The following is a 24274-nucleotide window of genomic DNA, read 5'->3' on the forward strand; positions in this document are numbered from 1 at the left end:
CCATGTAAGTCAATTTTACATGGCTAATTTGCTCAGGGCTTTGCTCTGAGCCGCCTTGTAAAAAGATAAGAAGAGGAATTTCCACGTGTTTGGAAAAACGCAACGCGGTGTTTCAGAACGACCAAATAAACCGAAGAAACCCCTAATTCCAGCGTGGTTAGGTACGCTTGTGGTGATTCTCATCGTACTGAGTTTTGCCGTGGCTTTAATGCTATGGAAACCGTGGGCACCTGTTCAACCTAAAAACCAAGTCACGTCTGAGCATTATCAGGAAGAAACCAACAAGGATTATCGTTTTTATGATTTGTTGCCGCAGCAGCAAGTCACCCCGATTCCAGAACAAGCCATTCCTGAAAGCAAAGATCAAAGTACCGTTGTGATTGTAGAAGCGCCTCGAGCTGAAACAGCAGCAAGTAGTGCTGCACCTGATTCGATTGAGGCACAAATCAATGCAACTCCTGCAGAACGTACGCCAAGCTATATTTTACAGGTGCGCAGCTATCCAGACCCTGACAGTGCTGATGCACGTCGTGCCGAAATCATCTTGAATGGTTTATCTGCCGATGTAGTTAAAACTGTTGAAGGTGGTAAAACTTGGTATCGCGTGGTATCAGGACCGTATGACACGCAAGAGGCAGCCGTAATTGCACAACAAACCTTGCAACATAGCGGCATTGATTCGATTGTGGTCAAACGCTAAAACAACATAAAAAAAAGATGCCTCGGCATCTTTTTTTTATGTCTTGCATCTCTATAACGCCTGCTCTTTGCTGAGTGCCCGCGCATAGGCAGGACGCTGTGCAATCCGTTGCAGAAAAGCTTGAATATTGGGGTAATTGCCATGCGCTCGAGTCATGAGTGCCTGTAAAGGAAAACTCATTTGGATATCTGCAAAGGAAAATGTACCTGCAAAATAATCATGGTCAGCCAAATAGGTTTCTAAAAACTGGATATGATCTTTTAAGCGCGGCTGAATAAATGCGGCTTTTACCCCTGCGGTAATTTTCTTTGCCACAGGCTTGACCAGAAATGGGACATGTTGCGGCACGTTACTCATCACCAACTGCATCACCAACAACGGCATTAATGAGCCTTCGGCATAATGCATCCAGTAACGGTATTGCTGCTGTTGGGCTTGATCCTGTGGCTTAAACTGTTGCTGTGTATCATACTGTTCTTGCAGATATTCCAAAATTACCGCCGACTCAGCAATATTCTCTTCCCCATCGCTTAATACGGGTGCCTTACCCAAAGGATGAACCTGTTTCAGTTCAGGTGGTGCAGCCAAGGTTGCCAAGCGGCGATAAAATTTGATTTGATAGCTGAGATTTAACTCTTCTAAAGCCCATAAAATACGAAAAGAGCGTGATTGCTCCAAATGATGTAAGGTAATCATGCCCTTGCCTCGACTAAAGAAACTGGGACAACCACCAAAGTAGCAGTCATCTCCATGAAAAATAAAGCCTGATTAGATCAGGCTTGTGCGTATTTCTAAACTACGTAATAAGGTCTTAGTGACAGGTGTTTTCGCACTGATCTCTAGAACTTTTTGCTGTAACTCTTCAGATAAGTGCTGCTGAAAGGACAAACGTCGCTCAATCCATTCCCGCCCTTCTTTATTGCTATGAAAATCCACTTCCACGCTAAAAGCACCGAAATCAATTTGCTTATGCTGTGCATACATACGCAAAGTTATCATGGTGCACGACACTAAGCCTGAACAGATGAAATCGTAAGGGGCTGGACCTTGATCCTGTCCACCAAACGCAGCAGGCTTATCCGTCAAAAAATGATGGGTTCCACTTGAGATGTCGCCTAACCAATGTTCCGCACGTGTGCGTACCTGTGCTTGCGCAATAATACTCATCTTGCCGTTCCTTGATTATTTTGAAGCTTTCATTTTTTCTGGAAAAACCGGTGCTTCTAAACGTGGTCCATCATAATCAGGAATACTGCCAAAGCGCTCATCTTGATTTATCCATTGCTCACGCGCCAACTGCAATTCTTCTTGCGTGCGTCCAACAAAGTTCCACCACAGCAAAATAGCCGACTCAAATGGTTCTCCACCAAGCAACAGAATACGTGCGCCCTGATGCATTTCGATTGCAATTTCTTTGACACCAGGCTCCAGTGCCAACATATTATCATCATTTAATTCATGACCATTGACCACAGCTGTACCTTCTAAAGCTAAAAAGCCATATTCAAATTTTGGATTGAGTGGCAAGCGTGTAGTAGTCGACACCAAGGCTTTCATATCCACCCCCAGCAGCTCGGTATGCACTTGCACTGGGGAAGCCGTCTGCAAGAATTCACCCACCAATACCGTAAATTCAATTTGATCTTGCTCGAAATTTGGCAAGGCTGGGTAATGATCAAAACGCGCTGCCATATTTTGCTTATCATCCGGTAAAGCAATCCAGAGTTGCGCAGCATGCATGTGAGTTTCGGTTGCAGGAGCTACTTCGGTATGTGAAATACCATAACCCGCCGTCATTAAATTGACCTGTTTTGGACGAATTAATTGTTTTGAGCCCAAGCTGTCGGTATGCATCATGGTGCCTTCAATCATCCAAGTGAAAGTTTGCAAACCAATATGCGGATGTGGGCCTACATCTAAACCATCTCCTTGCGGAAAACTCACAGGACCAGCGTGATCCAAAAAGCACCATGCACCAATCATGCGCTTGTGTCGACTCGGCAACGCGCGCTTAATGATGGTGCCTTGCCCAATTTCGGCTGAGCGTAACGGAAACTCTTGAATAAATTGGTTAATATATTTTTCGCAGTCATCAGAATCTGAAAGTTCAATATAATTACTATTGGTCATGTTGTTATCCTGAATTTTGTTTTCCCAATCACATCAGCATAACCACAACATCTGTAAAGGACTAGCTCAAATTCAAATTTGGATGCAAATCTTCAATTAAAGATTAAAAATTCAATACAATAAAATACGACTGTCTATATGCGGAATGACATTTATCCCATAGAATAAGCACAAACATCGACAAGAATAAAGAACGTATATTTACATATCCATTCCAATGAAAAATGCGCATTTTATATACAAAAACATGATAAATGTTTATTATTTCAAAAGAATACATTGTAGATACAATGGAGCAGCCTATGATTAAAGGAGGACATGGACAGACTGATTTGGGTCATAAGCACACGACTGAACTTCAAGACAATCAAGATATTCAACATGCTCATGAAAACACTTATATTTTACCCTCCCAATTATGTGAACCCGAAAATCGTAATGCGATTGTCAATGCACTACAAGATCACAATGCTTTAATTCCAAAACAATTTTTGGAATGCTATTACAGTTATCAGAATTCACACCAACGGCGTTACCTACGTCAAATTAACTTTCTGGCACAACTGTCTTTCTTGTCTTATTTTTTCGCAGACTGGTTCTTATTGCCCGATATTGCCTATATTTCAGGGGTGACTCGTGTCAGTGCTGTTTTAAGTATTATGTTGCTGAATTGGGCAATGTTTAAATACTGCAAAAACATTTTAACTCTGGACTTATTACTCCCCCTTTCCAGTGCTTTCGCCGCCAGTGTCTGGTTTTGGCTACTGCATCAATCCAGTAGTCCGAGCGTCCATTATTATCAATATGCTTCGGTGATTTTTATCTTGTTGGGCTGTTTGTCTATTCAGGTGCGCTTTCGCCCCTCAATTCTCACCGCACTATTGATCAGTGTAGTGATTGTTGCAGGTGTCATCCAAATGAACAGCGCGCAACAAACCATCATCTTCTTGCTGGTTTATATTCCGATTCTGATTTTCAGCCTATATATCAGCTGGAACAACGCCTTAAATGCACGGCGTACCTTTTTGCGTTCCATGCTCGATGAATGGGATCGACATATGTTGCGTGAACTGGCACATACCGATGAATTAACTCAACTCAATAACCGTCGTCAATTTGAACTGATTGCAGAACAGAAAATTCATCAATGGCCACAATATCAGTCAATTTGCTTGCTGATGTTCGATGTCGATTTTTTCAAACGCATCAATGACAATTATGGACACGATATTGGCGATCAAGTTTTACAAAAAATTGCCGAGATTGCACGTAAAGAAATGCGTCGAGATGACGTTTTGGCTCGCTTTGGCGGGGAGGAGTTTGTTGCGCTACTGCCTGAAACCTCAATTGACGATGCCATGATGATTGCAGGAAGATTGCGCCAGAAAATTGAATCGACCACAGTATGTATCAGCAACACTATCAAGCTTAACTTCACCATTTCAATTGGAGTTTCACAACTTGACCCTGACGAGATAGATTTACATCTGTTGATTAAAGAAGCCGATGTCGCCCTGTATCGCGCCAAGCAAAATGGACGTAATCAAGTAGTCTCTTTTGATCCTCTACCGAACGAGGTCTAAGGCAATCCTTAGAAACCACTGCTATTATTGCTGTTCAACTTGCTGCTCTGCCAGCGTCTGTTTTAAATGCTTCATAAACTGACCAAACTGCGGCAGAATTTGCTGAAACAAGGGATGTTGGCGGTTTTCCAATAATGTTTCACCAAACAACTTTAAACCGACCGCAAAGGCAGCCGTCGCATCGGCATCAAATAGTTTTGCCTGTTGCATACGGTCGACGATTGCCAAAATGTCATCGTGATTACCCACATCAAAGGCGAGTTTCTCGGTATAAGTTGAAGGCTGCCCTTTGGCATCACAAAGATGTTCTACCGTAATATGATATTGGTGTTGTTTCATTTTATTGTCCTATAAATGGATGAATTTAAAACTTAACTTTGGGTTGCACATGTAAGGTGAGTTCAACTTTGACCAGTTGCTGTTGCATAGCATCAGCCAACTGTTTCAAATAGTTGGATAAGTCTTGATGTTCAAATGCTTCGACTTGTCCATTTTGCAGATGCAAGATTTGAAACTGCGTTCGTTGATGTCGTATTAGAAAACTGGCCTTGGCACGCTGATGATATTGCCGTTCAATCAATTTTGCCTGCTCAAGCTCTGTCAGTACGCGATAGATGGTGGCTAAACTCAAGCCGCTTTGTTGCTGTTGTAGCTGTAAATACACCTGCTCGGCACTACAGCCGCCTTGGCATCCAATAATTGCTGCAAGAAGGATGTACGGGCTAATGAAACTTTTAAATGGACCTGTTTCAATAATTCCTGACTTTGCATATCTGGGCTCGAGATTCTTAAAGCCGGCTAATCGCCACAGCGGCAACATCAATTTGTTCAGCAATCTGACGTATAGTTTCAGCATCAACCGATTTGGCATTTAGCTTTAAGCGCAGTGAAGTTTTTAAGTTTTCCATGGCGCGGTGAATATCTATCAGTTCATCTTTACTTTGGATATCGCGCTTGGTTTCCAATTTTTCTAATAACTGCTGAATGACCGCTTGTTGTTCTTTTAAATGTGCTTGTCCAACATCCGTAATATAAAATTGCTTACGATCGCCCTCAGTCAGTTGAACCTGCACAAAGCCCATATCTTCCAGATAGGTTAAAGTTGGATAGATGGTTCCTGCACTTGGACTATAGCCACCGCCAACCAATTCACTGATGTCTTTAATCAGCTCATAGCCATGTTTGGGTGCTTGAGCAATCAGATACAAAACCAGCAGCTTCATGCGGCCTGCTTCAAATAAACGACCACGGCGTCCACCATGTGGGCGTTCTTGATGATGGGAGTACGACTCATAGTCATGATGAGAACCATGTTTCATGATGATTGCTCTCTTTAATAATGAATTTATACTCATTAAGATATATCTTTATATATCTTAATGCAACTATTCTTTGTTCTTATGGACTAAACATTTTGTTCTAAAGGTAAGTTTTTTTAAATAGATCTGTATCTCAAGCAATAAAAAAGGACGCTTACGCGTCCTTTTTTTAAATCATTCTATTCTGCCGCGAGCACAGCTCTTGGCGTAATTCAGGCAAGAAGCTTTGCTTCTTGAAATCCTTGAATTACTCCCACTCAATCGTAGCTGGTGGCTTAGATGACACGTCGTATACTACACGTGATACATCTTTAATTTCATTCATAATACGCGTAGAGATTTTGTCGACCAACTCATACGGTAAGTGCGCGAAACGAGCAGTCATGAAGTCCACAGTTTCAACCGCACGAAGTGCGATTACCCATGCATAACGGCGACCATCACCCACAACACCTACTGATTTTACAGGTTGGAATACGGCAAATGCTTGCGCAGTTTTGTCATACCAGCCGCTGTCGCGAAGCTCTTGCATAAAGATATCATCAGCAAGACGAAGAATATCTGCATATTCTTTTTTCACTTCACCCAAAATACGCACGCCCAAACCTGGACCTGGGAATGGATGACGGTAAATCATGCTATGAGGTAAACCTAGAGTCGTACCTAGTTTACGTACTTCATCTTTAAACAAGTCACGTAATGGCTCAACAAGGTCAAATGCTAAATCTTCTGGTAAACCACCCACGTTGTGGTGTGATTTAATCACGTGTGCTTTACCTTGCTTACTTGCAGCAGATTCAATCACGTCAGGATAAATCGTACCTTGCGCCAAGAATTTAACGCCATCAAGTTTACGTGCTTCTTCTGCAAAAACTTCAATGAACTCGCGACCAATGATCTTACGTTTTTTCTCAGGATCAACTTCACCTGCCAACGCTGTCAAGAAACGCTCTTCAGCATCCGCACGGATTACACGGATCCCCATATTGTCCGCGAACATTTGCATTACTTGATCGCCTTCGTTTAAACGAAGTAAACCGTTGTCTACAAATACGCAAGTCAATTGATCACCAATCGCTTTATGTAATAAAGCCGCCACAACCGATGAATCTACGCCACCAGACAAGCCAAGAAGCACTTTTTCATCACCAATCTGTGCACGTAGTTGTTCTACACGAAGATCGATAATGTGTTCTGGTGTCCATAAACCGCCACAACCACAAATTTTGTGAACAAAGTTAGACAATAACTCTGCACCTTTTGCAGTGTGTGTAACCTCTGGGTGGAACTGCACGCCATAAAAACGACGGCTTTCGTCCGATGCCGCAGCGAATGGGCAGCTTGGTGTGCTTGCTGTGGTTGCAAAACCTTCTGGAAGACGGCTGACTTTGTCGCCGTGGCTCATCCACACATGTAATTGGTTTTCACGGTCTTGCAGCTGACCAATTAAGTGGTCACGTTGCTGAATATCAACTTCAGCATAGCCAAATTCGTGTACTGTACCCGCTTCAACCTTACCGCCTAGCTGTTCAGACATGGTTTGGAAACCATAACAGATTCCCAACACTGGCACGCCTAACTCAAAAACCACTTGCGGCGCACGTGGGCTGCCTTCTTCATGCACACTTTCAGGTCCACCCGATAAAATAATACCGTTTGGATTAAACGCACGAATGTCTTCTTCCGACATATCGTAGGCATACATTTCAGAATATACACCCGCCTCGCGAACGCGACGTGCAATAAGCTGACTATATTGAGAGCCGAAATCCAAAATAAGGATACGATCTTCAGTAATTTGAGTATTGGTAGTCATGACAAACAACTATGATAGGCAAACAAATATAAGCGCCATATTCTAACATTTTTCCAATTATTAAGCACACTATTTGGACAATCAATAAAAACAAATATAAAACATATACTTAAATAAAAAGCACCAAAATTTTTGGTGCTTTTCATGTCACTCAGAGGATTATTTACAAGGGTCTTATTTTTCAATCAATGCATCTACACTGAACTTGCCAGCGCCATGCAGCATCAAGAAAAATAAACCACCTGCCATGGCAAAATTTTTCATAAAGTTAATGGCATCTTCTGCACCACCATGAAAAATAAATGCGGTAATGATACTAAATACACCTAGACCCAAGGCGGCAAAGCGCGCTTGGAAACCAAATAACAGTGCTAAGCCACCGCCAAATTCAACCAAGATGGTTAAAGGCAGTAATGCACCTGGTACACCCATGGCTTCCATATAGCCAACGGTTGCGGTGTAGGCAGTGATTTTCCCCCATCCTGCAACCAGAAAGATATAGGCCATAAGCACGCGGGCGATTAAACTGACCGTACTGTCGAGCATCGGTTGAGTCACGATATTTTTCACAACAACATTTGGATTAAACATAATTGAACCTTTTCTTAATTTTGTGGATAGGCACAGCTTAATTCTTGTTAATAATAGAATAAATACGTATTTTATAGACTTATCGTTTTATATATGGAACGATAATTTGGCAAATTAGTTACCATTTAGTACTGACTTTCCATATATGGGCTGCTAGCATTTGGCTACATTTTCGCGATGTTGTACCCCATGGAACTCATTGATTTTATTTTACACGTAGATGACCATTTACTCGAATTTATTACAAATTATGGGGTATGGATTTACGCTATTTTATTTCTCATTATTTTTGTCGAAACCGGTTTGGTGGTGATGCCATTTTTACCTGGTGATAGTTTGTTATTTGCTGCGGGTGCTTTGGCAGCCTCAACAGGGGCGATGGACCCTTGGGTATTGGGTGTTTTACTATTTATTGCCGCAGTGTTGGGTGACACCCTGAATTACCATATAGGGAAATATATCGGACCAAGGGTATTTGAACTAGATTCACGTTTTATTAATAAACAGCACCTGATTAATACGCAAAAATTCTTTGAGAAACATGGTGGTAAAACCATTATCTTTGCCCGCTTTGTTCCATTTGCACGTACCTTTGCACCATTTGTGGCTGGTGCAGGACAAATGAACTATAAGTTTTTCTTAACTTATAATGTGATTGGCGCATTTTGTTGGATTGCTTCGTTTATTACACTGGGCTATTTGTTTGGCAATATGCCGATCGTCAAAGACAATTTCACCCATTTAATTTTCGGGATTATTATTATCAGTATCCTACCGGGCATTATTGGTTTTATTCGTCAGAAACTAGGAAAAAACAAAGCATAAGCTTTTAAAAGAATCGAATAACCACGGGTAACATACAGACAATCAATAACATAGCCGATCCTTTATACAAATGATCGGCTTTTATCTGCTTTAAATTTCCCGCTAAAAGTGCCTTGCCAAAGACCATCCAAAACATCGCCACAGGAATCAGAATCAACGAAAATGCCAGAAAGACCAATCCCGCACTCAAACTGCTATTCCACATTTCTGGCGGTAAAATTCCTGCGGCAAACAGCAGTGCTTTCGGATTTTTAAGGGTGGAAAAAAACAATTGATGGGGACGAATACAGGGATGCTTTTGATTATGCAATTGCAGATGTGCAGACTTCCATAAATGGAAAGCCATCCAGAAGACGTACAGCGCACTGAGTACATGCAGCAAAGTTATCAAATGCGGCCAAACGGAATCGGTCAGATGAATGAATAATGACCATAAGCTAATGGCATAAATATAGCCCAAGAGCTCGGCAGGGATGAGTAAACTGGTTTTTAAAACACCTTGTTGATGCGCAGAGCTTGCCAGTAATGCGTTCGTCGGTCCTGGAATCAGAAACACCGCAATCATTGCAAATACAAATAGCCAACTCTCAATCATAAAAACCTATTACTCAAGTTCAAAGTGTTGCACACCTTAGCCGAAAGCTGCCCCGAAGAACAAGCCAAGCTTAGTCTAAATTGAGAACCGTTGGGTTTAATACAACCCAAAAAGCATTCTAAGCTTTTATTTATATTATGTTTTATATTGAAATATTTTGAAAAAATTTCACCCTCGATCATTTTATTGACTCAGCGATAGAGGGTGAAAATAACCCTTATGAAGTTCTTGGCACTACTTTAATAGGGCAGTTTTTAAACTGTGCCGCTTGAACAATGGCATCTTGCTGCCCCATCAAACGAGAGATTTCCGTCTTTTTGGTGTTTGAAGACTGTCCCATATTTAATGAAACACTTGGACCAAAGCCCCAGCCTCCACCACGGCTCCAGCCACCGCCCAATCCAACATCTACCCCTACACCAGTCCGTTTCGCTGTTGAAACGCCTTGGTCTAAATATTGTTGAATACGGTCATACTCTGCCTGTAATTGTTGACAGTTTAAAGACTGGTATTGCGTTGGAGAAACATAGGTCGGTTTAATCGTAGTTGCACATGCTGTCAGCAGTACGCTACTTGCAGCAAGGATAGTCAAAGCGATTGTTTTCATCTGTTTTCTCAATCTTATTTTTGCTCAATTTCATTGAACAATGAAAGATAGGCCTGCGTCAATTTATGATCTTTCGCCAAATGAATTAATGGCTGATTTTGATGATGGGATTCTTTCATCAGCACCGAAGGTGGCAACATATTTTCCAATACGGGTAAGCCTTCATCTTTCAATTGCTGTACCACTTCACGTGGTAACTTGGCTTGTGCTTGGTACTGATTCACCACAATGCCTTCAATTTCCAGTTGGTCATTATGATCATCTTGGGTTTCAATCACATTTTCAATGAGGCTTTGTAAGGCGCGTTTCGAGAACACATCACAATCAAAAGGAATCAACACACGATCTGCGGAAATGAGAGCCGACAAGGTAAAGAAGTTAAACGCTGGCGGTGTATCAATATAAACACGGTCATATTTACCTTCCAGTAACTTCAAGGCATCGCGTAATTTATAAATCTTGTGTTTGGCTTCTAAAGCATGTGCCAGCGCACCTAAGCTTGGACTCGCAGGAATGACATCCAATAGCTTAAACGGGGTTTGATGTACATAACTGTCCAAACCTTTGGGGCGATTTTTCAGTAAAGAGCCAATCGCATTGCCCAATAAGCCTGCTTTGCTTTGAGTTGTTCCCAACACTTCTTCAAAGTAGTTTTCAATATTCGGTTCCAACGCAGGCTTATCTACCGAATAAGTTGCATCATCCCCCAATAAATACTGACTGGAGTTGGCTTGCGGATCCAAATCAATCACCAGTGTTTTTAGCCCCTGATGAGCACTAATAGCAGCCAGATTGACTGTAATACTCGACTTGCCTACACCACCTTTCTGATTAAATACCACACGTGTCCGCATATTCCCCCTCCTTGAATTTTTATCTGTGATCGATCAGCAGTGTAATCGATCATATTGTTATCGTTTAAAATTATGTCCGACAATTAGCCGAAATTTGGCTGAATCATCACCAAGCCCAAGATGGAAATAAACGCCACCACAGCTAAAAATAAGCCTGCACGGCGCTGTGCCAAAAGAATCTGATCCTGTTTTTTATAGGCTTTCATTAAAGAAGACAACAGCACCACAAACAGAATAATTTTGGCATAAAACCAAGACTGTACCTCAAAACCTTTCATGACCAGTAAGGCAACACCCGTCAGAATCAACAAAGTCATGGCACTGTGCTGTACCGCGACAAAAACTTTACGTGCCGCTGGATTCGGCATATTGCCTTCAGTTCCCGAAAATAAACTCCAAGCACGGATCAAAATTGCCACACCTGCCAGTACCACAGCCAACCCATGCAGCATTAACAACATTTCAGCATCCATAAAAACTCAATATCCTTAATTCTTAGGGGCATGTGCACATTCAGGGCTTGAGGTGTCTTGTCCTTGCCATTCCGACTCCACAAAGGCATGAATTGCCAGCGCATGAATGCGGCTCGGTGCCAATAAATCACCCACAGCCGCATAAATTTTCTGATGACGTTGCACTAGACGTAAACCCTCAAAGGCTTCACTCACAATCACCACTTTAAAATGAGACTCTTTGCCCGGAAAATAACCGCCATGTCCCGAAGATTCATTCACAATTTCTAAATAAGTCGGTGCTAATTGCTGTAAGCGGTCTCGCAGTTGTAATTCTAAGCTCATGGTACTCTGCCTTATCTTTTCAGTTGCTTACAGTATAGCGGTTCTACCTGTCGGTTTTGTATCAACACGCAATTTTTGCGACTGCAAGCCCTGTTTTTTAGAAAATTTGGCATAAAATGCTTTTATTTTATGCAATTGATACAAGTTTTTTCAGAAAAATATTGACCATCATTTTTCATACTGTATTATACACGGCATGCGGGAATAGCTCAGTTGGTAGAGCACAACCTTGCCAAGGTTGGGGTCGCGAGTTCGAGTCTCGTTTCCCGCTCCAAATTTTTTAGTGTAAGTTTTAGAAAAAACTGCTCAATATGCGGGAATAGCTCAGTTGGTAGAGCACAACCTTGCCAAGGTTGGGGTCGCGAGTTCGAGTCTCGTTTCCCGCTCCAGATTCAAAAAAGCCCTAGTCGAAAGATTAGGGCTTTTTTATTTGTATAATAAAAATTCCCCCCTGCAACACTTAAGGCTTATAACGCCCCATCCGCTATAAAATTATTCCAATTTAAAAAATTCTCGATGATCGATTTCACTTCAATATTTTTCTAAATATCAGCTCACATACCAATCTTTCTTAAATCTCAAATTGAAATGGCAGTTGAACGCACAAAGCATTCTGATGTATACATGTAACGATAAGTTTAAAAAATAACCATAACGATAAAACAGTCCAGCAAACTTATGAATAAGGACCTCATAACATGAACTACAAACACGCGCTCGGTATTCTCCTCACACTATGCTCTACACAACAGGTTTTCGCGACTGAAGGCGGTATTGGACGTCCAATTACGGGCATGCAAGTACAACCTATGAATGGTATTTTGCCGATTCAAGAAGGCGGCGTACTAACCGTTTCCAGCATTTACTATGATGGCAATATCGAAGCCTCGCGCAATGCCCCAATTTCAGGGCAAATTTCAGCTGGGCTGGACTATAAAGTCTCTTATAATCTGATTAATGGGATTTTTGTCTGGAATACTCAAGATAAATGGAGCTTGGCAACAACCGTCGGTATTCCTGTGCAATATGCCAAAATTGATGCTTATGTGAACAATTTAAGCCGCGGTGACGATTCCACAAAAATTGGCGATGCAATATTTTCACCGCTGATGATGAACTATCACTTTAGCCCAACATCACATGCCCTATTTGGCGTTTCAATCTACGCCCCAACAGGCAGTTATGATCCCGATATATTCAGTAATGCGGGACAAAACACATGGACCTTTATTCCAAATGTGGCCTACACCACACTTTTCCCGAAAATCAATGCTGAATTCAGCACCAATATGGCATACGAGATATATACCAAAAATGATGCCACCGATTATACCAGTGGCGATATTTTCCGCCTTGACGTCCTCGGTTTAAAACGCTTTGGTGATATGGGGAGTGATGGTTTAGGCGTCGGTGCAGTGTTTGGCTGGATTGAACAAACCACTGATGATGAAGGGCGACTGGCAGACCGCCTGAATGGCTTCCAAGGTCGAGCTTTAGGTGCAGGTCCTATTTTGACGTATGACAAAAAGCTCAGCCAAACCTCAGGATTATCTGCATCACTACGCGGGATCTATGAATTTGATGTGAAAAATCGCCCTGAAGGTGAAGCCTATCAACTGACCATCAACTATCAATATTAAGCCTTGATAGATAATCAACTGACCATCTAGATACCCATATACAAATTACCTCCATGCCTGATCACTCAAGCATGGGGGTAATATGTTTTCTAACTTTTGAGTGAATTTATCGCACTGCAATTTTAGGGTTGGAATTGCCCCACATGGTGTATACATCTGCAAGCAACGCACCATTGTAGTCTTCCAAATCACTTTGCTTCACGCTTTGATTGCCCTGCTGACCAAATAACACCACTTCATCATTGGCACGAATGTCAGGAAAGTCCGTGACATCAACCATGGTGGTATTCATGGAGGTCCGCCCCACCACAGGCACTTTATGTCCACGAATCAACACATAGGCTTTATTACTGAACGCACGGCGATAACCATCTGAATAGCCCATCGGCAAGTTCGCCAATAAAGAGTCACGCTTTAAGGTATAAGTCTGGTCATAGCCCACGGTTGTACCTTTTAAATAAGCATTCACTGTCGCCACTTGAGTCTTGAAGGTCATCAACTTTTTATATTCGACCCGATCTGGAATACTGTCACCATAAATCACACCACCTGCACGCACCATGTCTAAATGCGATTCTGGAACCGTTAAAGTGGCGAATGAATTGGCGGTATGTAAGGTCAAGGCTTCACGCTTTAATTTGGCTTTCTTAATCAACCAATCGGTTTGCTGATTAAAGACTGCCAAATGTTCACGCACATATTTTTCATCTTCCACCGCGTAATGGGTCATGATGCCGACCAGTTTCAGGTTCGGTAATTTGGTCATGTTCAGCGCTTGTTGTTTACCTTGCTCGCTGTTTAGCTCCAAGCCGTTACGATCCATGCCCCCTGCATTTAAACCGAGATGATAAGCAACGGTCACGCCCTGCTGTTTTGCCCAAGCGGAAATGCGCTGCGCCTGCTCGTAGTTTCCGAACAGTTCTTCCATCTTGAGTGAAGCTGCATTTTGAATTTCTTGATCGGTTGCTGCACGCAATCTTAAAATACGACCTTGATAACCCGATTGGCGTACCATCGCGGCTTCTGCATTACTGGTGATCCCTACACACGGTACATTCAGCTTGATAATGCTCGGCATCAATACCTGAATGCCATGCCCATACGCATCGGCTTTCATCACGGCACAAATTTGGCTTTTATCTTGTAATTGCTGCTGCAAGGTTTGAATGTTTTGCTCAAATGCCTGCACATTTATTTCAACCCAAGCGTTGGCTTGTGGTGCCACTGCCTGAGTCGCAGAAATATGCGGTGTCAGCAAAGGTGCAGCCATGGTACTGCTCATATTCAGCAGCCCTGCTCCCAACATACACGCCAATAGTGTTACTTTTTTCAAGTTCAGTCCCTCGTTTTTGCTGTTGTAAAACTTTGCTGTTATAAAAATCTTCGTTGTTATAAAAAGAGAGGGTAAATACCCTCTCTCACGCTTCATTAATTATTTTCAGATACTTCATCATGATCAATGCGACGACCATGCGCTAAAATCCAAGTACGTTCGCTGTCTTGACGTTTACGGCGCTTGTAAGCAATCCATAAACCGATAAACCAAAGTGGTGAAACAAACAGTGAAATACGCGTATCATGATCGAGACATAAAATCGCAACCACAAACACCATAAATGCGATACCAAACCAGCTCATAAAAATACCCGCAGGCATTTTATAAACAGACTGTGCATGCAAATCAGGACGCTTTTTACGATAAGCCAAATACGATGCGAGGATCATACCAAAGGCAAATACCGTCAAAATTGAGGTCAATGCTGTCACAATATTAAATGCAGACATGACATTTGGCGTAACAAACAGAATCAGCGTACCGATAAAGACACAAATCATCGAACACAACAGTGCTTGTACAGGCACTTTACCTTTAGACAAGCTTCTAAAGCGTTGCGGTGCATCTTTCTCAACCGCCAAGCCATACAACATACGACTGGTGGCAAAGATACCGCTGTTTGCCGAAGACATTGCCGAAGTCACCACCACAAAGTTCACCACAGCAGCAGCAGCTGTAAGTCCGACCAGTTGGAACATGGCCACAAATGGACTTTTACCTGGGTCAACTTGATGCCATGAGGTCACGGAAATGATGACCAATAAAGCACCCACATAGAACAACAGAATGCGCCAAGGAATTGAATTAATGGCTTTAGGTAATGATTTTTCTGGGTTTTTGGTTTCTGCTGCAGTGGTACCGACCAATTCAATACCCAAGAAAGCAAACACCGCCATCTGGAAACCCGCCAAGAAACCTGTCACACCATGCGGTAAAAACGCATCAGGATCAGTGATATGCGAGAAGGATGCCTTGACTCCATTTGGTGATACAAAGCCCATCACCACCAAGCTAATGCCCAAGATCAAAAAGGCCACAATCGCCACAATCTTGATCATGGCAAACCAGAACTCGGTTTCACCAAACATTTTCACCGTCAGTAAGTTCAGCACGGTCAAAATGGTGATGGTAGCCAAAGCAGGGATCCACACAGGCAAGTCCGGATACCAGAACTGCATATAGCCACCAATCGCGATAATATCGGCAATCGCGGTAATGACCCAACTAAGCCAGTAGGTCCAGCCCAAAAAGTAGCCCGCCCAAGGACCTAAATAATCCGTAGCAAAATCCACAAATGACTTATAGTTGGTGTTGGAAAGCAGCAACTCCCCCATGGCACGCATGACAAAAAACAAGACAAAGCCAACGATCATATAAGTCAAAATGACTGAGGTTCCAGAATTGGCAATGGTTTGCCCCGAACCCATGAATAGACCTGTTCCGATGGCTCCGCCAATCGCAATCATTTGAATATGGCGATTGCTGAGAGAACGATCGAGTTGTTCTTCTTTAGCTGAATCGTAATGATGTCCGCCCAGTAAATCGCCCTCTAACGGTTCATTTGACTGAGTGAGTTTTTTTCCATTCATCTTGTTTATTACTCCAATTTACCGCCCAAATGGGGTGTAAATATGGGACTAAAATAAAATAAGTCCGTTATTTCATTACAGTCCAAAATTAAGCTACATATTATCTTTCAATAACATTAATTTTTATTATTCAGCCCTGTTTTCACACTTCAATAACAGCAACCAAATAATCACAACACAGATTGCAAAAGCTATGCCAATCTAATTAATTTTATATTGAAAAACAATAGCTTAATAAAAACACGAAACGAGTTTATCCAATGACTATAAGCAGACTTATAATCACTGGACGAAAATATTTCATTAATATTTTTTACAATATCCATATATTCAATTCCATTGAAAATTAATTTAACGATTTAAATTCGATAAACCACCATCATCATATTTAATAAATTGACACGAATAATCACGCACGAAGCTCAGTTAATATCAAACCTGCTCTTAAGCCCTTTTTCACTTGGGTATTTGGAAACAAAATCCAGACCTGTTCTGGTGCAACTACATATGGTTTGCCCTGTTGTAGTGCAATAACTGCATCAGATTGGAACGTTGAAAAATTTGGGGCAGAATCGGCAAGATTGAGCTGAAAGTCATCTTCAGTTTTGATAATCGAATCGACCACACGAAAGTTTTTAATGGCCTGTTTTTGACGTACAGGTAATGCCTGTTCTGTCACTACCGCGCGCAACACTTGATCAATGGCTGTAAAAGCCGATAAATCATTTTGACCAAAAGGTTTGGCATGACCGAGTTCAAGAGTTGAGCTCGCTGCCTGAAATCTGGAGCTGGTATAGTGGGTAAAGGTCCGCCCTGCAGCATTGTGATACACCAAGGCATCCAGTTCGGCTGCACTTAAGCATTCCAGCATTCCAGCATCATAACGATGGGTTTGATAAGGGAATAAAGCAAAGGTCGGAAGCAAAGACGGACGAATTGCCGTATGTAAATCATAGTGATAGCGCTTGACCTGTTCAGGGCACGATCGATAAAAATCTGCCACCAACTGTTCCAGCTCTGCGACACGCTTGGCTTCAAAGGTCTGTGCCAATTGCTGATGTGCGCCACAGAACATGCGATTCATGTCATTTTCAACATAGCGTTGACCTGAACGAATCGCGACAGGATTACCCAAGATCAACAACAATTTGACCTTGAGTTGTAATGCACCTGTAAAAATATCCTGACTGATCTGCGCCAATAACTCGATCGGCGCAGTTTCATTGCCATGCACGCCTGCAGACAACACGATGGCTTTTTCATAATCCTGTTTTGGCGTAAAAGACAGGACGCCTTCAGCCAACCATTCCCAGCTAAAGTCATCCTGCACCTCTCGAGTCGAGGTCGGTACTTTTTGCTCTAAAACACTCTTTAAAAAATCCATCATCTGCTGTCCCTGCCTGCTGATTAACGTTGGAAGTGATATACCGAACCTAAGCCCAAGATTTGCGTCAATTCATCTAACGCAGTACGGCTTTCGATCAACAGGTGCGGATCTGCCAAATCCTGTTGGCTTAATTCATCACGGTAATGCTGATCAACCCACGCATTTAGGCGGGCAAATAAGGCATCATTCATGAACAGATTTGGATTAATCGCCTTCAATTCCGCTTCATTCACTGCGACACGTAAACGTAAACATGCCGGACCACCACCGTTACGCATACTTTCACGTAAGTCGAAAACCTTGATGTCATCAATTGGCGTACCCATTTGAATCATGTCATTCAAGTAGCTCCACACCGCTTGGTTTTGACGAGATTCTTCAGGCACCACAATGCTCATGCCACCATCGGGACGGGTGAGCAATTGGCTATTGAACAGATAAGTATTCACCGCATCTTTCACCGACACACGTTGGTCTGGTACTTCAATTGCCACGAACTCTTGACCCAACAACGCCATTTTTTCACGAATTTCAGCCAAAGCAGCTGTTTGATTCAAGAATGCATGTTGATGATGGAACAGGACGTTTTGGTTGCTCACCGCAATCACGTCGTTGTGGAACACACCTTGATCAATCACATCTGGATGTTGCTGCACAAACACGGTTTGTTCGGCTTTCAACTGATGTAAACGCGCGACTGCTTGACTTGCTTCAAGCGATTGACGTGCTGGATAGCGTTTTGGGCCCACACCACCACCCATGAATTGCTGACCATAAACAAACACTTGAACGCTGGCTTGATCATAAGCACCGCCCAAACGGTTATGGTTCGCCGCACCTTCATCACCAAACAATGCCACTGGCGGTAAGGCTTCATGATGAGCAAAGTGACGCTCATCATTAAACATTGCTGCCATCACGCGTGACGTGGTTTCATGTTCGATGGAACGGTGGAATTTGTTGTTCAGGTTTGCCGCAGTAAAATGCACACGACCATCGGCACTGTCTGCCGAAGGTGAAACGGTTGCCGCATTAGCTGTCCACATGCATGAGGCTGAACTCAATGCCGACAACAATTCTGGCGAGGTGCGCATTGCTTGTTCAATGACGCTATGGTCATCACCACGGAAACCTAACTTACGCAAAGTTGGCACATGTGGACGCTCTTGCGGTGCAAACACCCCTTGTTTCAAGCCCAAATCTGCCAAGGCTTTCATCTTTAACAGACCTTGCTTGGCAGCCAATTTTGGATTCGATACATTATTACGGTTTTTGGTCGATGCTTCGTTACCGAATGACAGTCCTGCATAGTGATGCGTTGGACCCACTAAACCATCAAAATTAATTTCATAGCCTGACATTTCTAAATTCCCTTTTCTTCAACTACAGCACAATGCCCGGTGATAATTTTTCAGGCAGACTTACCTGCTGACTTTCCAGTGATGCCATTGGCCATGCGCAATAATCTGCCGCATAAAACGCACTGGCACGATGGTTGCCCGATGCACCCACACCACCAAATGGCGCGGCACTTGAAGCACCGGTTAATGGTTTGTTCCAGTTCACAATGCCTGCACGTGCTTCAATCAATAAGCGCTCGAACAGTTCACGATCTGGGGAAATCAAACCGACTGACAAACCAAAACGTGTTGCATTGGCAAGACGTAAAGCATCATCAAAATGCTCATAACGATAGATACAGCTCAATGGACCAAAATATTCTTCATCTGGCACATCATTGACCTTGGTCACGTCTAAAAGACCCGGGCTTAACAAGCTGCTGTTTGGATCGGCTTGGGTCACAGGCAATAACACCTCAGCGCCCAAATCCAGCAAACGTTGTTGTGCTTGTAAAATCTGCTGTGCAGCCTGTAATGAAATCACACCACCCATGAACGGTTGTGGCTGTGCATCCCACTGACCCACCACCAAGTTGCGGCTCACTTCAACCAAACGTTGAATAAAGGCATCGCCTGCAGCACCATTTTTGATAATCAAACGGCGTGCACAAGTACAACGCTGACCTGCCGAAATAAAGGCAGATTGAATGGTTAAGTTCACTACCGCATCAATATCGGTAATTTCATCGATAATTAAGGCGTTGTTGCCACCCATTTCTAACGCGAGAATTTTTTCTGGCGCACCTGCCAATTGCTTATGCAAGTGGTAACCAGTATTAGCGCTACCCGTGAACAACAAGCCATCAATTTCATGTGATTGCGCCAAGGCTTCACCGGTACTACGACCGCCCTGTACCAAGTTCAAGACACCTGCGGGTAAGCCTGCTTCATACCATAACTTCACAGTTTCTTCCGCAGTCCACGGCGTGAGTTCACTTGGTTTAAAAACAATGGTATTGCCCGCAATGAGTGCTGGCACAATGTGACCATTTGGCAAGTGTCCCGGGAAGTTATATGGACCAAATACAGCCAACACCCCATGAGGACGGTGACGTAAAGACGCGGCACCATCAGCCATTTCAGTGATGCTTTCGCCTGTACGTTCATGGTAAGCACGAATCGAAATCGCCACTTTGGCAATCATCGTTTGTACTTCGGTCAAGGTTTCCCAGATTGGTTTACTGGTTTCACGACTGATCACAGTCGCTAACTGTTGTTTATTTTGTTCTAACAAGCTGGCAAAGCGGTGAATCACTTCAATACGCTCTGCAAGTGGGCGACGTGCCCACGCAGCAAAGGCTGCACGCGCTGACTGACATGCTTGCTCAACTTGAACCGCAGTCGCTTCCGCACCTTGCCAAATCACTTCTTGAGAAACAGGATCGAGTTTGTTCCATGCTGCACCCTGCGCTGGAGACCATGTCCCATTAATATATAAATTTCCTTGTGACATTATTTTTGCTCCGCTTTGTCTAAAGGCAACATACGAATACTTTGCCCGGCTTGTACGCCAAGGGCATAGGCTTGTTCAGCCGTTAAACTCAAACTGTCTGCATTGGCAGCATGTTGAATTAAGATTGCGCGATAATCGAGATAACGATCATTCGCTACCAAATAGCGACCCGTCGCTTCTGGTTGGCTGTGCACGATTTTCACGGCACAGATTCGGCTATCTTTCACTGCACGTAAGTTTTTCACTTCGGCTTCCAGCGTTGGACCTGCATCAAAAATATCGACATACCCTTGATAACGCAGACCTTCCGATTCCAAAACACGAGCGGCAGGAACGGTATGCGGATGAAGTTGCGCAATCACTTGCTGTGCCGCCAAAGGCAGCAAATCGATATACACCGGGAAGCGTGGCATCAATTCCGCAATAAAGACTTTTTGCCCAATACCACTGAGATAGTCCGCAGTGGAAAAATCCATATTGAAGAAGTGGTTGCCCAACGCATCCCAAAACGGTGATCGACCAATTTCATCTGAATAACCGCGCATTTCCGCAATCAGGGTGTTTTGAAACGCCTGCTGGAATGCTGCGATAAACAGAAAACGAATTTTGGACAGTAATTTGCCGTTCTGGTCTTTGCGGTAATCTGGATCTAAAAACAAGGTACAGAGTTCGCTACAACCGGTCAGGTCATTACTTAAAAACAGCGTATCTAATGCTTTATAAACATTCAGAGCCTGTGAGGCATGGACTTGCTTGCCCACATGAAAGTTATAAAATGGTTCCGTCAGACCCACGGCAACTTCAATGGCACTCACGCCAACTACACGCTGCTCTTGCGTATCTTCTAAAACAAATAAATAACCTTGTTCACTTGGCGCAGCTTGACCTTGTAAAGTCTTTTGTGTGCGTGCAATTCGAGCCGATAAGATCTCTTTATTCTGCGGTAAAGAAGTCAGGCCAACGCCCGACTTCCCTGCCAGAATGAAGATGTCATCTAGATCTCGAAGCTCTGCATGTCTAACAATCATCATCAGCAGTGGCCGCCTATCACGCGCCAACAAAACGTGCGAGTGCACGCTCGAAACGTTGTAGACCTGCTTCGATATCTGCTTCAGGAATAATTAAAGATGGGGTGAAACGAACCACGTTTGGACCTGCAATCAGTGCCAACAAGCCTTCTTCACCAGCAAGGGTGACGATGTCTTTGGCTTTACCTGCATATTCCGCTTTGAGTACGCAACCAATCAATAAACCTTGACCACGAACTTCGTCAAACAAGCCAAAACGTTCATTTAAACGGTTTAAACCTTCTGCAAAAATTTGCGCACGGGTACGTACACCATTCAATACTTCAGGGGTATTGATGAATCCAAACACTGCATTAGCGACAGCAGATGCCAATGGATTACCACCGTAAGTTGTACCGTGATCACCCACCGCATACATGTTGGCGTATTTATCTGTGGTAATCATGGCACCGATTGGGAAACCACCACCCAGTGCTTTGGCTGTGGTTAAAATGTCTGGTGTCACTTCAGTGTTCATATAGGCATATAGCGCCCCTGTACGACCGACACCGGTTTGCACTTCATCAAAAATCAGCACTGCACCGTGTTGATCACACAGTTCACGTAAGCCTTTTAAGAATTCAGGCTTTGCCGTGATCACACCGCCTTCACCTTGAATCGGCTCAACAATCACCGCACACGTGTCGGCATCAATGGCTGCACGTGCTGCATCCAAATCATTGAATGGGAGATGGTGAATACCTTCTGGAAGAGGTGCAAAGTCTTGTGAGTATTTCGGTTGACCACCTGCCGATACCGTAAATAAGGTACGGCCGTGGAAGGCATTTTTAAATGCAATAATCTTGTTCTTGCGCGCAGAGCCTGACAGTAGACCCACTTTGCGCGCAAGTTTCAAAGCCGCTTCATTGGCTTCTGCACCAGAGTTACAGAAGAACACTTTATCGGCAAAGGTACTTTCAACCAATTGTTTTGCGAGGGTAAGTACAGGTTCATTGGTATAGCCGTTACCGATATGCCATAACTTCTGACCTTGTTCGACTAAGGCTTTGACCGCAACTGGATGTGCATGCCCAAGCGCATTCACCGCAATACCACCGGCAAAATCGATATATTCTTTACCTTGCTGATCCCATAAACGAGAACCTTCACCGCGCACAGGAATAAATTGAGCGGGTGCAAATACAGGCACCATATACTGATTAAAATCTTGGCGACTTGGTTGGTTATTCTGGTTCATGGTCTGTTCTTCCTTAATAAATCTGACGTTAATCTTTCTTCAGTTCACACTTCAGCAGTGTGAAATTTTCCCTTAACCAGGGAAAATTCCGCGCTCTTTACGTGCTTTCAAAATGCGTTCACACGCCAAAATGTACGCTGCTGTACGCAAGCTACAGTCTTTTTCGTTGGCTTTATGCCAAACGTCTTCAACTGCTTTAATCATGAGTTTGTCTAAGCGCTCGTTAATTTCCTCCTCAGTCCAGAAGTAACTTGCCATGTCCTGTACCCATTCGAAGTAACTTACGGTTACACCACCAGCGTTACACAGTACATCTGGCACAATCATGATTTGACGTTGTGAAAGAATGTCTTCTGCTTCTGGATAAGTTGGACCGTTTGCACCTTCCAAGATCAATTTCGCAGTCAGTTTCTGTGCACGCTCAGGCGTAATCTGACCTTCTAATGCAGCAGGGATTAAAATATCCATTTCTACTGCCCAGAATGCGTCATCTTCAATCAGGCTTGCATCTGGGTAACCCGCGATACCTTTGTGAATCGCGACGTAATCTTGCAATGCTTTAATATCGATGCCATTTTCATTAAAAATGGTGCCAGTATGGTCTTGTACACACACCACTTTCGCATTGGCTTTTTGGAATAGGTAAGCGGCTTCGCTACCCACGTTACCAAAGCCCTGAACTGCGACACGACTGCCTTCAAGTGGCAAATTGATTTTCTTCGCAACTTCTAAACCTGTTACGAATACACCACGACCTGTAGCACGAACACGACCTAAAGAACCGCCCAAATGCACTGGCTTACCTGTTACAACACCCGTCACTGTGTGACCTTTAATGCTGGAATAGGTATCCATCATCCAACCCATAATGTCGGCATTGGTGCCTACGTCTGGAGCTGGAATATCGTTTTGTGGGCCAATGATCGGGCTAATTTCGCTGGTGAAACGACGCGTTAAACGCTCAAGCTCACGCGGAGACAATTTACGAGGGTCTACACGAATACCGCCTTTGGCGCCGCCATACGGTAAATTTAATACTGCAGTTTTGATGGTCATCCACGCTGAGAGCGCCATCACTTCATTCAATTCAACATCTGGATGGTAGCGAATACCGCCCTTACCTGGTCCACGCGACAAGTTGTGTTGTACACGGTAACCTTCGAAATGCTGAATAGAACCATCGTCCATTACGATTGGTACATCAACAATAAGCGCACGCTTTGGACGCTTTAATGTATTGATAAAAGGGATTAAGTCTTCTTCCAGATAAGGTGCAACACGGTTAATCTGAGCAAGGTAGGTTTGCCATGCGCCACTGTTTTCCATTTCATACGACAAAGACATTGATTTATCCTCTGAGAATTTGGTTGATCCAATCCATTAAAAA

At 43.4% G+C, this 24274-nt stretch carries 25 protein-coding genes and 2 tRNA genes; 6 read left to right on the forward strand and 21 right to left on the reverse strand.

From position 1 onward, the window contains the following. The first annotated feature begins 85 nt into the window (after positions 1-85). Positions 86-700, forward strand: coding sequence for an SPOR domain-containing protein (locus MKI85_RS08020; protein WP_241626645.1), 615 nt, complete (start codon positions 86-88; stop codon positions 698-700). 51 nt (positions 701-751) lie between these two features. On the opposite strand, the gene MKI85_RS08025 is transcribed toward MKI85_RS08020, so the two are convergent. From MKI85_RS08025 to MKI85_RS08035, 3 genes are all read right to left on the reverse strand, one after another. Then, positions 752-1396: a glutathione S-transferase gene (locus tag MKI85_RS08025; protein ID WP_241626647.1), complete on the reverse strand. Its 645-nt coding sequence runs from the start codon at positions 1394-1396 to the stop codon at positions 752-754. Between the two features lie 72 nt (positions 1397-1468). Further along, complete coding sequence (locus tag MKI85_RS08030) at positions 1469-1867, reverse strand: OsmC family protein (RefSeq protein WP_241626649.1); 399 nt, start codon at positions 1865-1867, stop codon at positions 1469-1471. A gap of 15 nt (positions 1868-1882) precedes the next feature. Then, on the reverse strand, positions 1883-2830 hold the full coding sequence (locus tag MKI85_RS08035; RefSeq protein ID WP_241626651.1) for a pirin family protein: 948 nt from the start codon (positions 2828-2830) through the stop codon (positions 1883-1885). A 302-nt stretch (positions 2831-3132) separates the two neighbouring features. Between MKI85_RS08035 and MKI85_RS08040 the strand changes: the two genes are divergently transcribed. Continuing rightward, positions 3133-4413: a GGDEF domain-containing protein gene (locus tag MKI85_RS08040; RefSeq protein ID WP_241626652.1), complete on the forward strand. Its 1281-nt coding sequence runs from the start codon at positions 3133-3135 to the stop codon at positions 4411-4413. A 24-nt stretch (positions 4414-4437) separates the two neighbouring features. Here the strand turns inward: MKI85_RS08040 and MKI85_RS08045 are convergent, their stop codons facing one another. From MKI85_RS08045 to MKI85_RS08065, 5 genes are all read right to left on the reverse strand, one after another. After that, on the reverse strand, positions 4438-4752 hold the full coding sequence (locus MKI85_RS08045) for a DUF3861 domain-containing protein (protein WP_241626653.1): 315 nt from the start codon (positions 4750-4752) through the stop codon (positions 4438-4440). Positions 4753-4777: 25 nt separating this feature from the next. Next, positions 4778-5233, reverse strand: a complete 456-nt coding sequence (locus MKI85_RS08050; RefSeq protein ID WP_241626655.1) for a transcriptional repressor — start codon at positions 5231-5233, stop codon at positions 4778-4780. Then, complete coding sequence (locus MKI85_RS08055) at positions 5202-5732, reverse strand: PadR family transcriptional regulator (RefSeq protein ID WP_241626656.1); 531 nt, start codon at positions 5730-5732, stop codon at positions 5202-5204. The genes MKI85_RS08050 and MKI85_RS08055 overlap by 32 nt, the downstream gene beginning before the upstream one ends. A gap of 247 nt (positions 5733-5979) precedes the next feature. After that, positions 5980-7548 (reverse strand): glutamine-hydrolyzing GMP synthase, encoded by a 1569-nt coding sequence (gene guaA / locus MKI85_RS08060; protein WP_241626659.1) that lies wholly within the window; start codon positions 7546-7548, stop codon positions 5980-5982. Between the two features lie 174 nt (positions 7549-7722). Continuing rightward, complete coding sequence (locus MKI85_RS08065) at positions 7723-8139, reverse strand: DoxX family protein (RefSeq protein WP_241626660.1); 417 nt, start codon at positions 8137-8139, stop codon at positions 7723-7725. A 189-nt stretch (positions 8140-8328) separates the two neighbouring features. On the opposite strand from MKI85_RS08065, the gene MKI85_RS08070 reads away from it, so the two are divergent. Beyond that, positions 8329-8964, forward strand: a complete 636-nt coding sequence (locus tag MKI85_RS08070; RefSeq protein WP_241626662.1) for a DedA family protein — start codon at positions 8329-8331, stop codon at positions 8962-8964. A 4-nt stretch (positions 8965-8968) separates the two neighbouring features. Here the strand turns inward: MKI85_RS08070 and MKI85_RS08075 are convergent, their stop codons facing one another. From MKI85_RS08075 to MKI85_RS08095, 5 genes are all read right to left on the reverse strand, one after another. Then, the gene (locus MKI85_RS08075; protein WP_241626664.1) at positions 8969-9559 is read right to left on the reverse strand and encodes a LysE family translocator; all 591 of its coding nucleotides are present in this window, start codon (positions 9557-9559) and stop codon (positions 8969-8971) included. 217 nt (positions 9560-9776) lie between these two features. Then, positions 9777-10166 carry a hypothetical protein gene (locus MKI85_RS08080; protein WP_241626666.1) on the reverse strand — a complete coding sequence of 130 codons (390 nt, stop codon included), beginning with the start codon at positions 10164-10166 and terminating at the stop codon, positions 9777-9779. Between the two features lie 14 nt (positions 10167-10180). Further along, positions 10181-11020: a ParA family protein gene (locus MKI85_RS08085; RefSeq protein WP_241626668.1), complete on the reverse strand. Its 840-nt coding sequence runs from the start codon at positions 11018-11020 to the stop codon at positions 10181-10183. An 83-nt stretch (positions 11021-11103) separates the two neighbouring features. Beyond that, positions 11104-11493: a SirB2 family protein gene (locus MKI85_RS08090; RefSeq protein WP_241626670.1), complete on the reverse strand. Its 390-nt coding sequence runs from the start codon at positions 11491-11493 to the stop codon at positions 11104-11106. A 15-nt stretch (positions 11494-11508) separates the two neighbouring features. Beyond that, positions 11509-11817, reverse strand: a complete 309-nt coding sequence (locus tag MKI85_RS08095; protein WP_241626672.1) for a BolA family protein — start codon at positions 11815-11817, stop codon at positions 11509-11511. 198 nt (positions 11818-12015) lie between these two features. On the opposite strand from MKI85_RS08095, the gene MKI85_RS08100 reads away from it, so the two are divergent. The 3 genes from MKI85_RS08100 to MKI85_RS08110 all read left to right on the forward strand — a co-directional run bounded on the left by MKI85_RS08100 (position 12016) and on the right by MKI85_RS08110 (position 13457). Beyond that, a tRNA-Gly gene (locus MKI85_RS08100) sits at positions 12016-12091 on the forward strand. Between the two features lie 39 nt (positions 12092-12130). Further along, positions 12131-12206 (forward strand) — tRNA-Gly (locus MKI85_RS08105). A 309-nt stretch (positions 12207-12515) separates the two neighbouring features. Then, positions 12516-13457: a SphA family protein gene (locus MKI85_RS08110; RefSeq protein ID WP_241626674.1), complete on the forward strand. Its 942-nt coding sequence runs from the start codon at positions 12516-12518 to the stop codon at positions 13455-13457. Between the two features lie 106 nt (positions 13458-13563). Here the strand turns inward: MKI85_RS08110 and alr are convergent, their stop codons facing one another. From alr to MKI85_RS08150, 8 genes are all read right to left on the reverse strand, one after another. Further along, on the reverse strand, positions 13564-14790 hold the full coding sequence (gene alr / locus MKI85_RS08115) for an alanine racemase (RefSeq protein ID WP_281070030.1): 1227 nt from the start codon (positions 14788-14790) through the stop codon (positions 13564-13566). 95 nt (positions 14791-14885) lie between these two features. After that, positions 14886-16391: an amino acid permease gene (locus MKI85_RS08120; protein ID WP_413351724.1), complete on the reverse strand. Its 1506-nt coding sequence runs from the start codon at positions 16389-16391 to the stop codon at positions 14886-14888. Between the two features lie 400 nt (positions 16392-16791). Continuing rightward, the gene (astE, locus tag MKI85_RS08125; protein ID WP_241626678.1) at positions 16792-17769 is read right to left on the reverse strand and encodes a succinylglutamate desuccinylase; all 978 of its coding nucleotides are present in this window, start codon (positions 17767-17769) and stop codon (positions 16792-16794) included. 20 nt (positions 17770-17789) lie between these two features. Continuing rightward, positions 17790-19130: an N-succinylarginine dihydrolase gene (astB, locus tag MKI85_RS08130; RefSeq protein WP_241626681.1), complete on the reverse strand. Its 1341-nt coding sequence runs from the start codon at positions 19128-19130 to the stop codon at positions 17790-17792. 22 nt (positions 19131-19152) lie between these two features. Then, the gene (gene astD / locus MKI85_RS08135) at positions 19153-20622 is read right to left on the reverse strand and encodes a succinylglutamate-semialdehyde dehydrogenase (protein WP_241626683.1); all 1470 of its coding nucleotides are present in this window, start codon (positions 20620-20622) and stop codon (positions 19153-19155) included. Continuing rightward, positions 20622-21653, reverse strand: a complete 1032-nt coding sequence (gene astA, locus MKI85_RS08140; RefSeq protein WP_241626685.1) for an arginine N-succinyltransferase — start codon at positions 21651-21653, stop codon at positions 20622-20624. Before astA ends, astD begins: the two co-directional genes overlap by 1 nt. A gap of 16 nt (positions 21654-21669) precedes the next feature. Further along, on the reverse strand, positions 21670-22887 hold the full coding sequence (locus MKI85_RS08145) for a bifunctional succinylornithine transaminase/acetylornithine transaminase (RefSeq protein ID WP_241626687.1): 1218 nt from the start codon (positions 22885-22887) through the stop codon (positions 21670-21672). Positions 22888-22959: 72 nt separating this feature from the next. Next, positions 22960-24231 carry a Glu/Leu/Phe/Val family dehydrogenase gene (locus MKI85_RS08150; RefSeq protein ID WP_241626690.1) on the reverse strand — a complete coding sequence of 424 codons (1272 nt, stop codon included), beginning with the start codon at positions 24229-24231 and terminating at the stop codon, positions 22960-22962. Positions 24232-24274 lie beyond the last annotated feature (43 nt).

Source organism: Acinetobacter zhairuonensis (genome assembly GCF_022601715.1).
GTDB lineage: Bacteria > Pseudomonadota > Gammaproteobacteria > Pseudomonadales > Moraxellaceae > Acinetobacter.

What these genes read in the sequence shown, in the direction of transcription:
- MKI85_RS08080 (WP_241626666.1), bottom strand. Translation starts at nt 10,166, where the DNA reads ATGAAAACAATCGCTTTGACTATCCTTGCTGCAAGTAGCGTACTGCTG.
- MKI85_RS08050 (WP_241626655.1), bottom strand. Translation starts at nt 5,233, where the DNA reads ATGTTGCCGCTGTGGCGATTAGCCGGCTTTAAGAATCTCGAGCCCAGA.
- MKI85_RS08075 (WP_241626664.1), bottom strand. Translation starts at nt 9,559, where the DNA reads ATGATTGAGAGTTGGCTATTTGTATTTGCAATGATTGCGGTGTTTCTG.
- MKI85_RS08095 (WP_241626672.1), bottom strand. Translation starts at nt 11,817, where the DNA reads ATGAGCTTAGAATTACAACTGCGAGACCGCTTACAGCAATTAGCACCG.
- MKI85_RS08070 (WP_241626662.1), top strand. Translation starts at nt 8,329, where the DNA reads ATGGAACTCATTGATTTTATTTTACACGTAGATGACCATTTACTCGAA.
- astA (WP_241626685.1), bottom strand. Translation starts at nt 21,653, where the DNA reads ATGATGATTGTTAGACATGCAGAGCTTCGAGATCTAGATGACATCTTC.
- MKI85_RS08145 (WP_241626687.1), bottom strand. Translation starts at nt 22,887, where the DNA reads ATGAACCAGAATAACCAACCAAGTCGCCAAGATTTTAATCAGTATATG.
- MKI85_RS08110 (WP_241626674.1), top strand. Translation starts at nt 12,516, where the DNA reads ATGAACTACAAACACGCGCTCGGTATTCTCCTCACACTATGCTCTACA.
- MKI85_RS08055 (WP_241626656.1), bottom strand. Translation starts at nt 5,732, where the DNA reads ATGAAACATGGTTCTCATCATGACTATGAGTCGTACTCCCATCATCAA.
- guaA (WP_241626659.1), bottom strand. Translation starts at nt 7,548, where the DNA reads ATGACTACCAATACTCAAATTACTGAAGATCGTATCCTTATTTTGGAT.
- MKI85_RS08030 (WP_241626649.1), bottom strand. Translation starts at nt 1,867, where the DNA reads ATGAGTATTATTGCGCAAGCACAGGTACGCACACGTGCGGAACATTGG.
- astB (WP_241626681.1), bottom strand. Translation starts at nt 19,130, where the DNA reads ATGTCAGGCTATGAAATTAATTTTGATGGTTTAGTGGGTCCAACGCAT.
- astD (WP_241626683.1), bottom strand. Translation starts at nt 20,622, where the DNA reads ATGTCACAAGGAAATTTATATATTAATGGGACATGGTCTCCAGCGCAG.
- astE (WP_241626678.1), bottom strand. Translation starts at nt 17,769, where the DNA reads ATGATGGATTTTTTAAAGAGTGTTTTAGAGCAAAAAGTACCGACCTCG.
- MKI85_RS08085 (WP_241626668.1), bottom strand. Translation starts at nt 11,020, where the DNA reads ATGCGGACACGTGTGGTATTTAATCAGAAAGGTGGTGTAGGCAAGTCG.
- MKI85_RS08025 (WP_241626647.1), bottom strand. Translation starts at nt 1,396, where the DNA reads ATGATTACCTTACATCATTTGGAGCAATCACGCTCTTTTCGTATTTTA.
- MKI85_RS08040 (WP_241626652.1), top strand. Translation starts at nt 3,133, where the DNA reads ATGATTAAAGGAGGACATGGACAGACTGATTTGGGTCATAAGCACACG.
- MKI85_RS08150 (WP_241626690.1), bottom strand. Translation starts at nt 24,231, where the DNA reads ATGTCTTTGTCGTATGAAATGGAAAACAGTGGCGCATGGCAAACCTAC.
- MKI85_RS08090 (WP_241626670.1), bottom strand. Translation starts at nt 11,493, where the DNA reads ATGGATGCTGAAATGTTGTTAATGCTGCATGGGTTGGCTGTGGTACTG.
- MKI85_RS08035 (WP_241626651.1), bottom strand. Translation starts at nt 2,830, where the DNA reads ATGACCAATAGTAATTATATTGAACTTTCAGATTCTGATGACTGCGAA.
- MKI85_RS08065 (WP_241626660.1), bottom strand. Translation starts at nt 8,139, where the DNA reads ATGTTTAATCCAAATGTTGTTGTGAAAAATATCGTGACTCAACCGATG.
- MKI85_RS08045 (WP_241626653.1), bottom strand. Translation starts at nt 4,752, where the DNA reads ATGAAACAACACCAATATCATATTACGGTAGAACATCTTTGTGATGCC.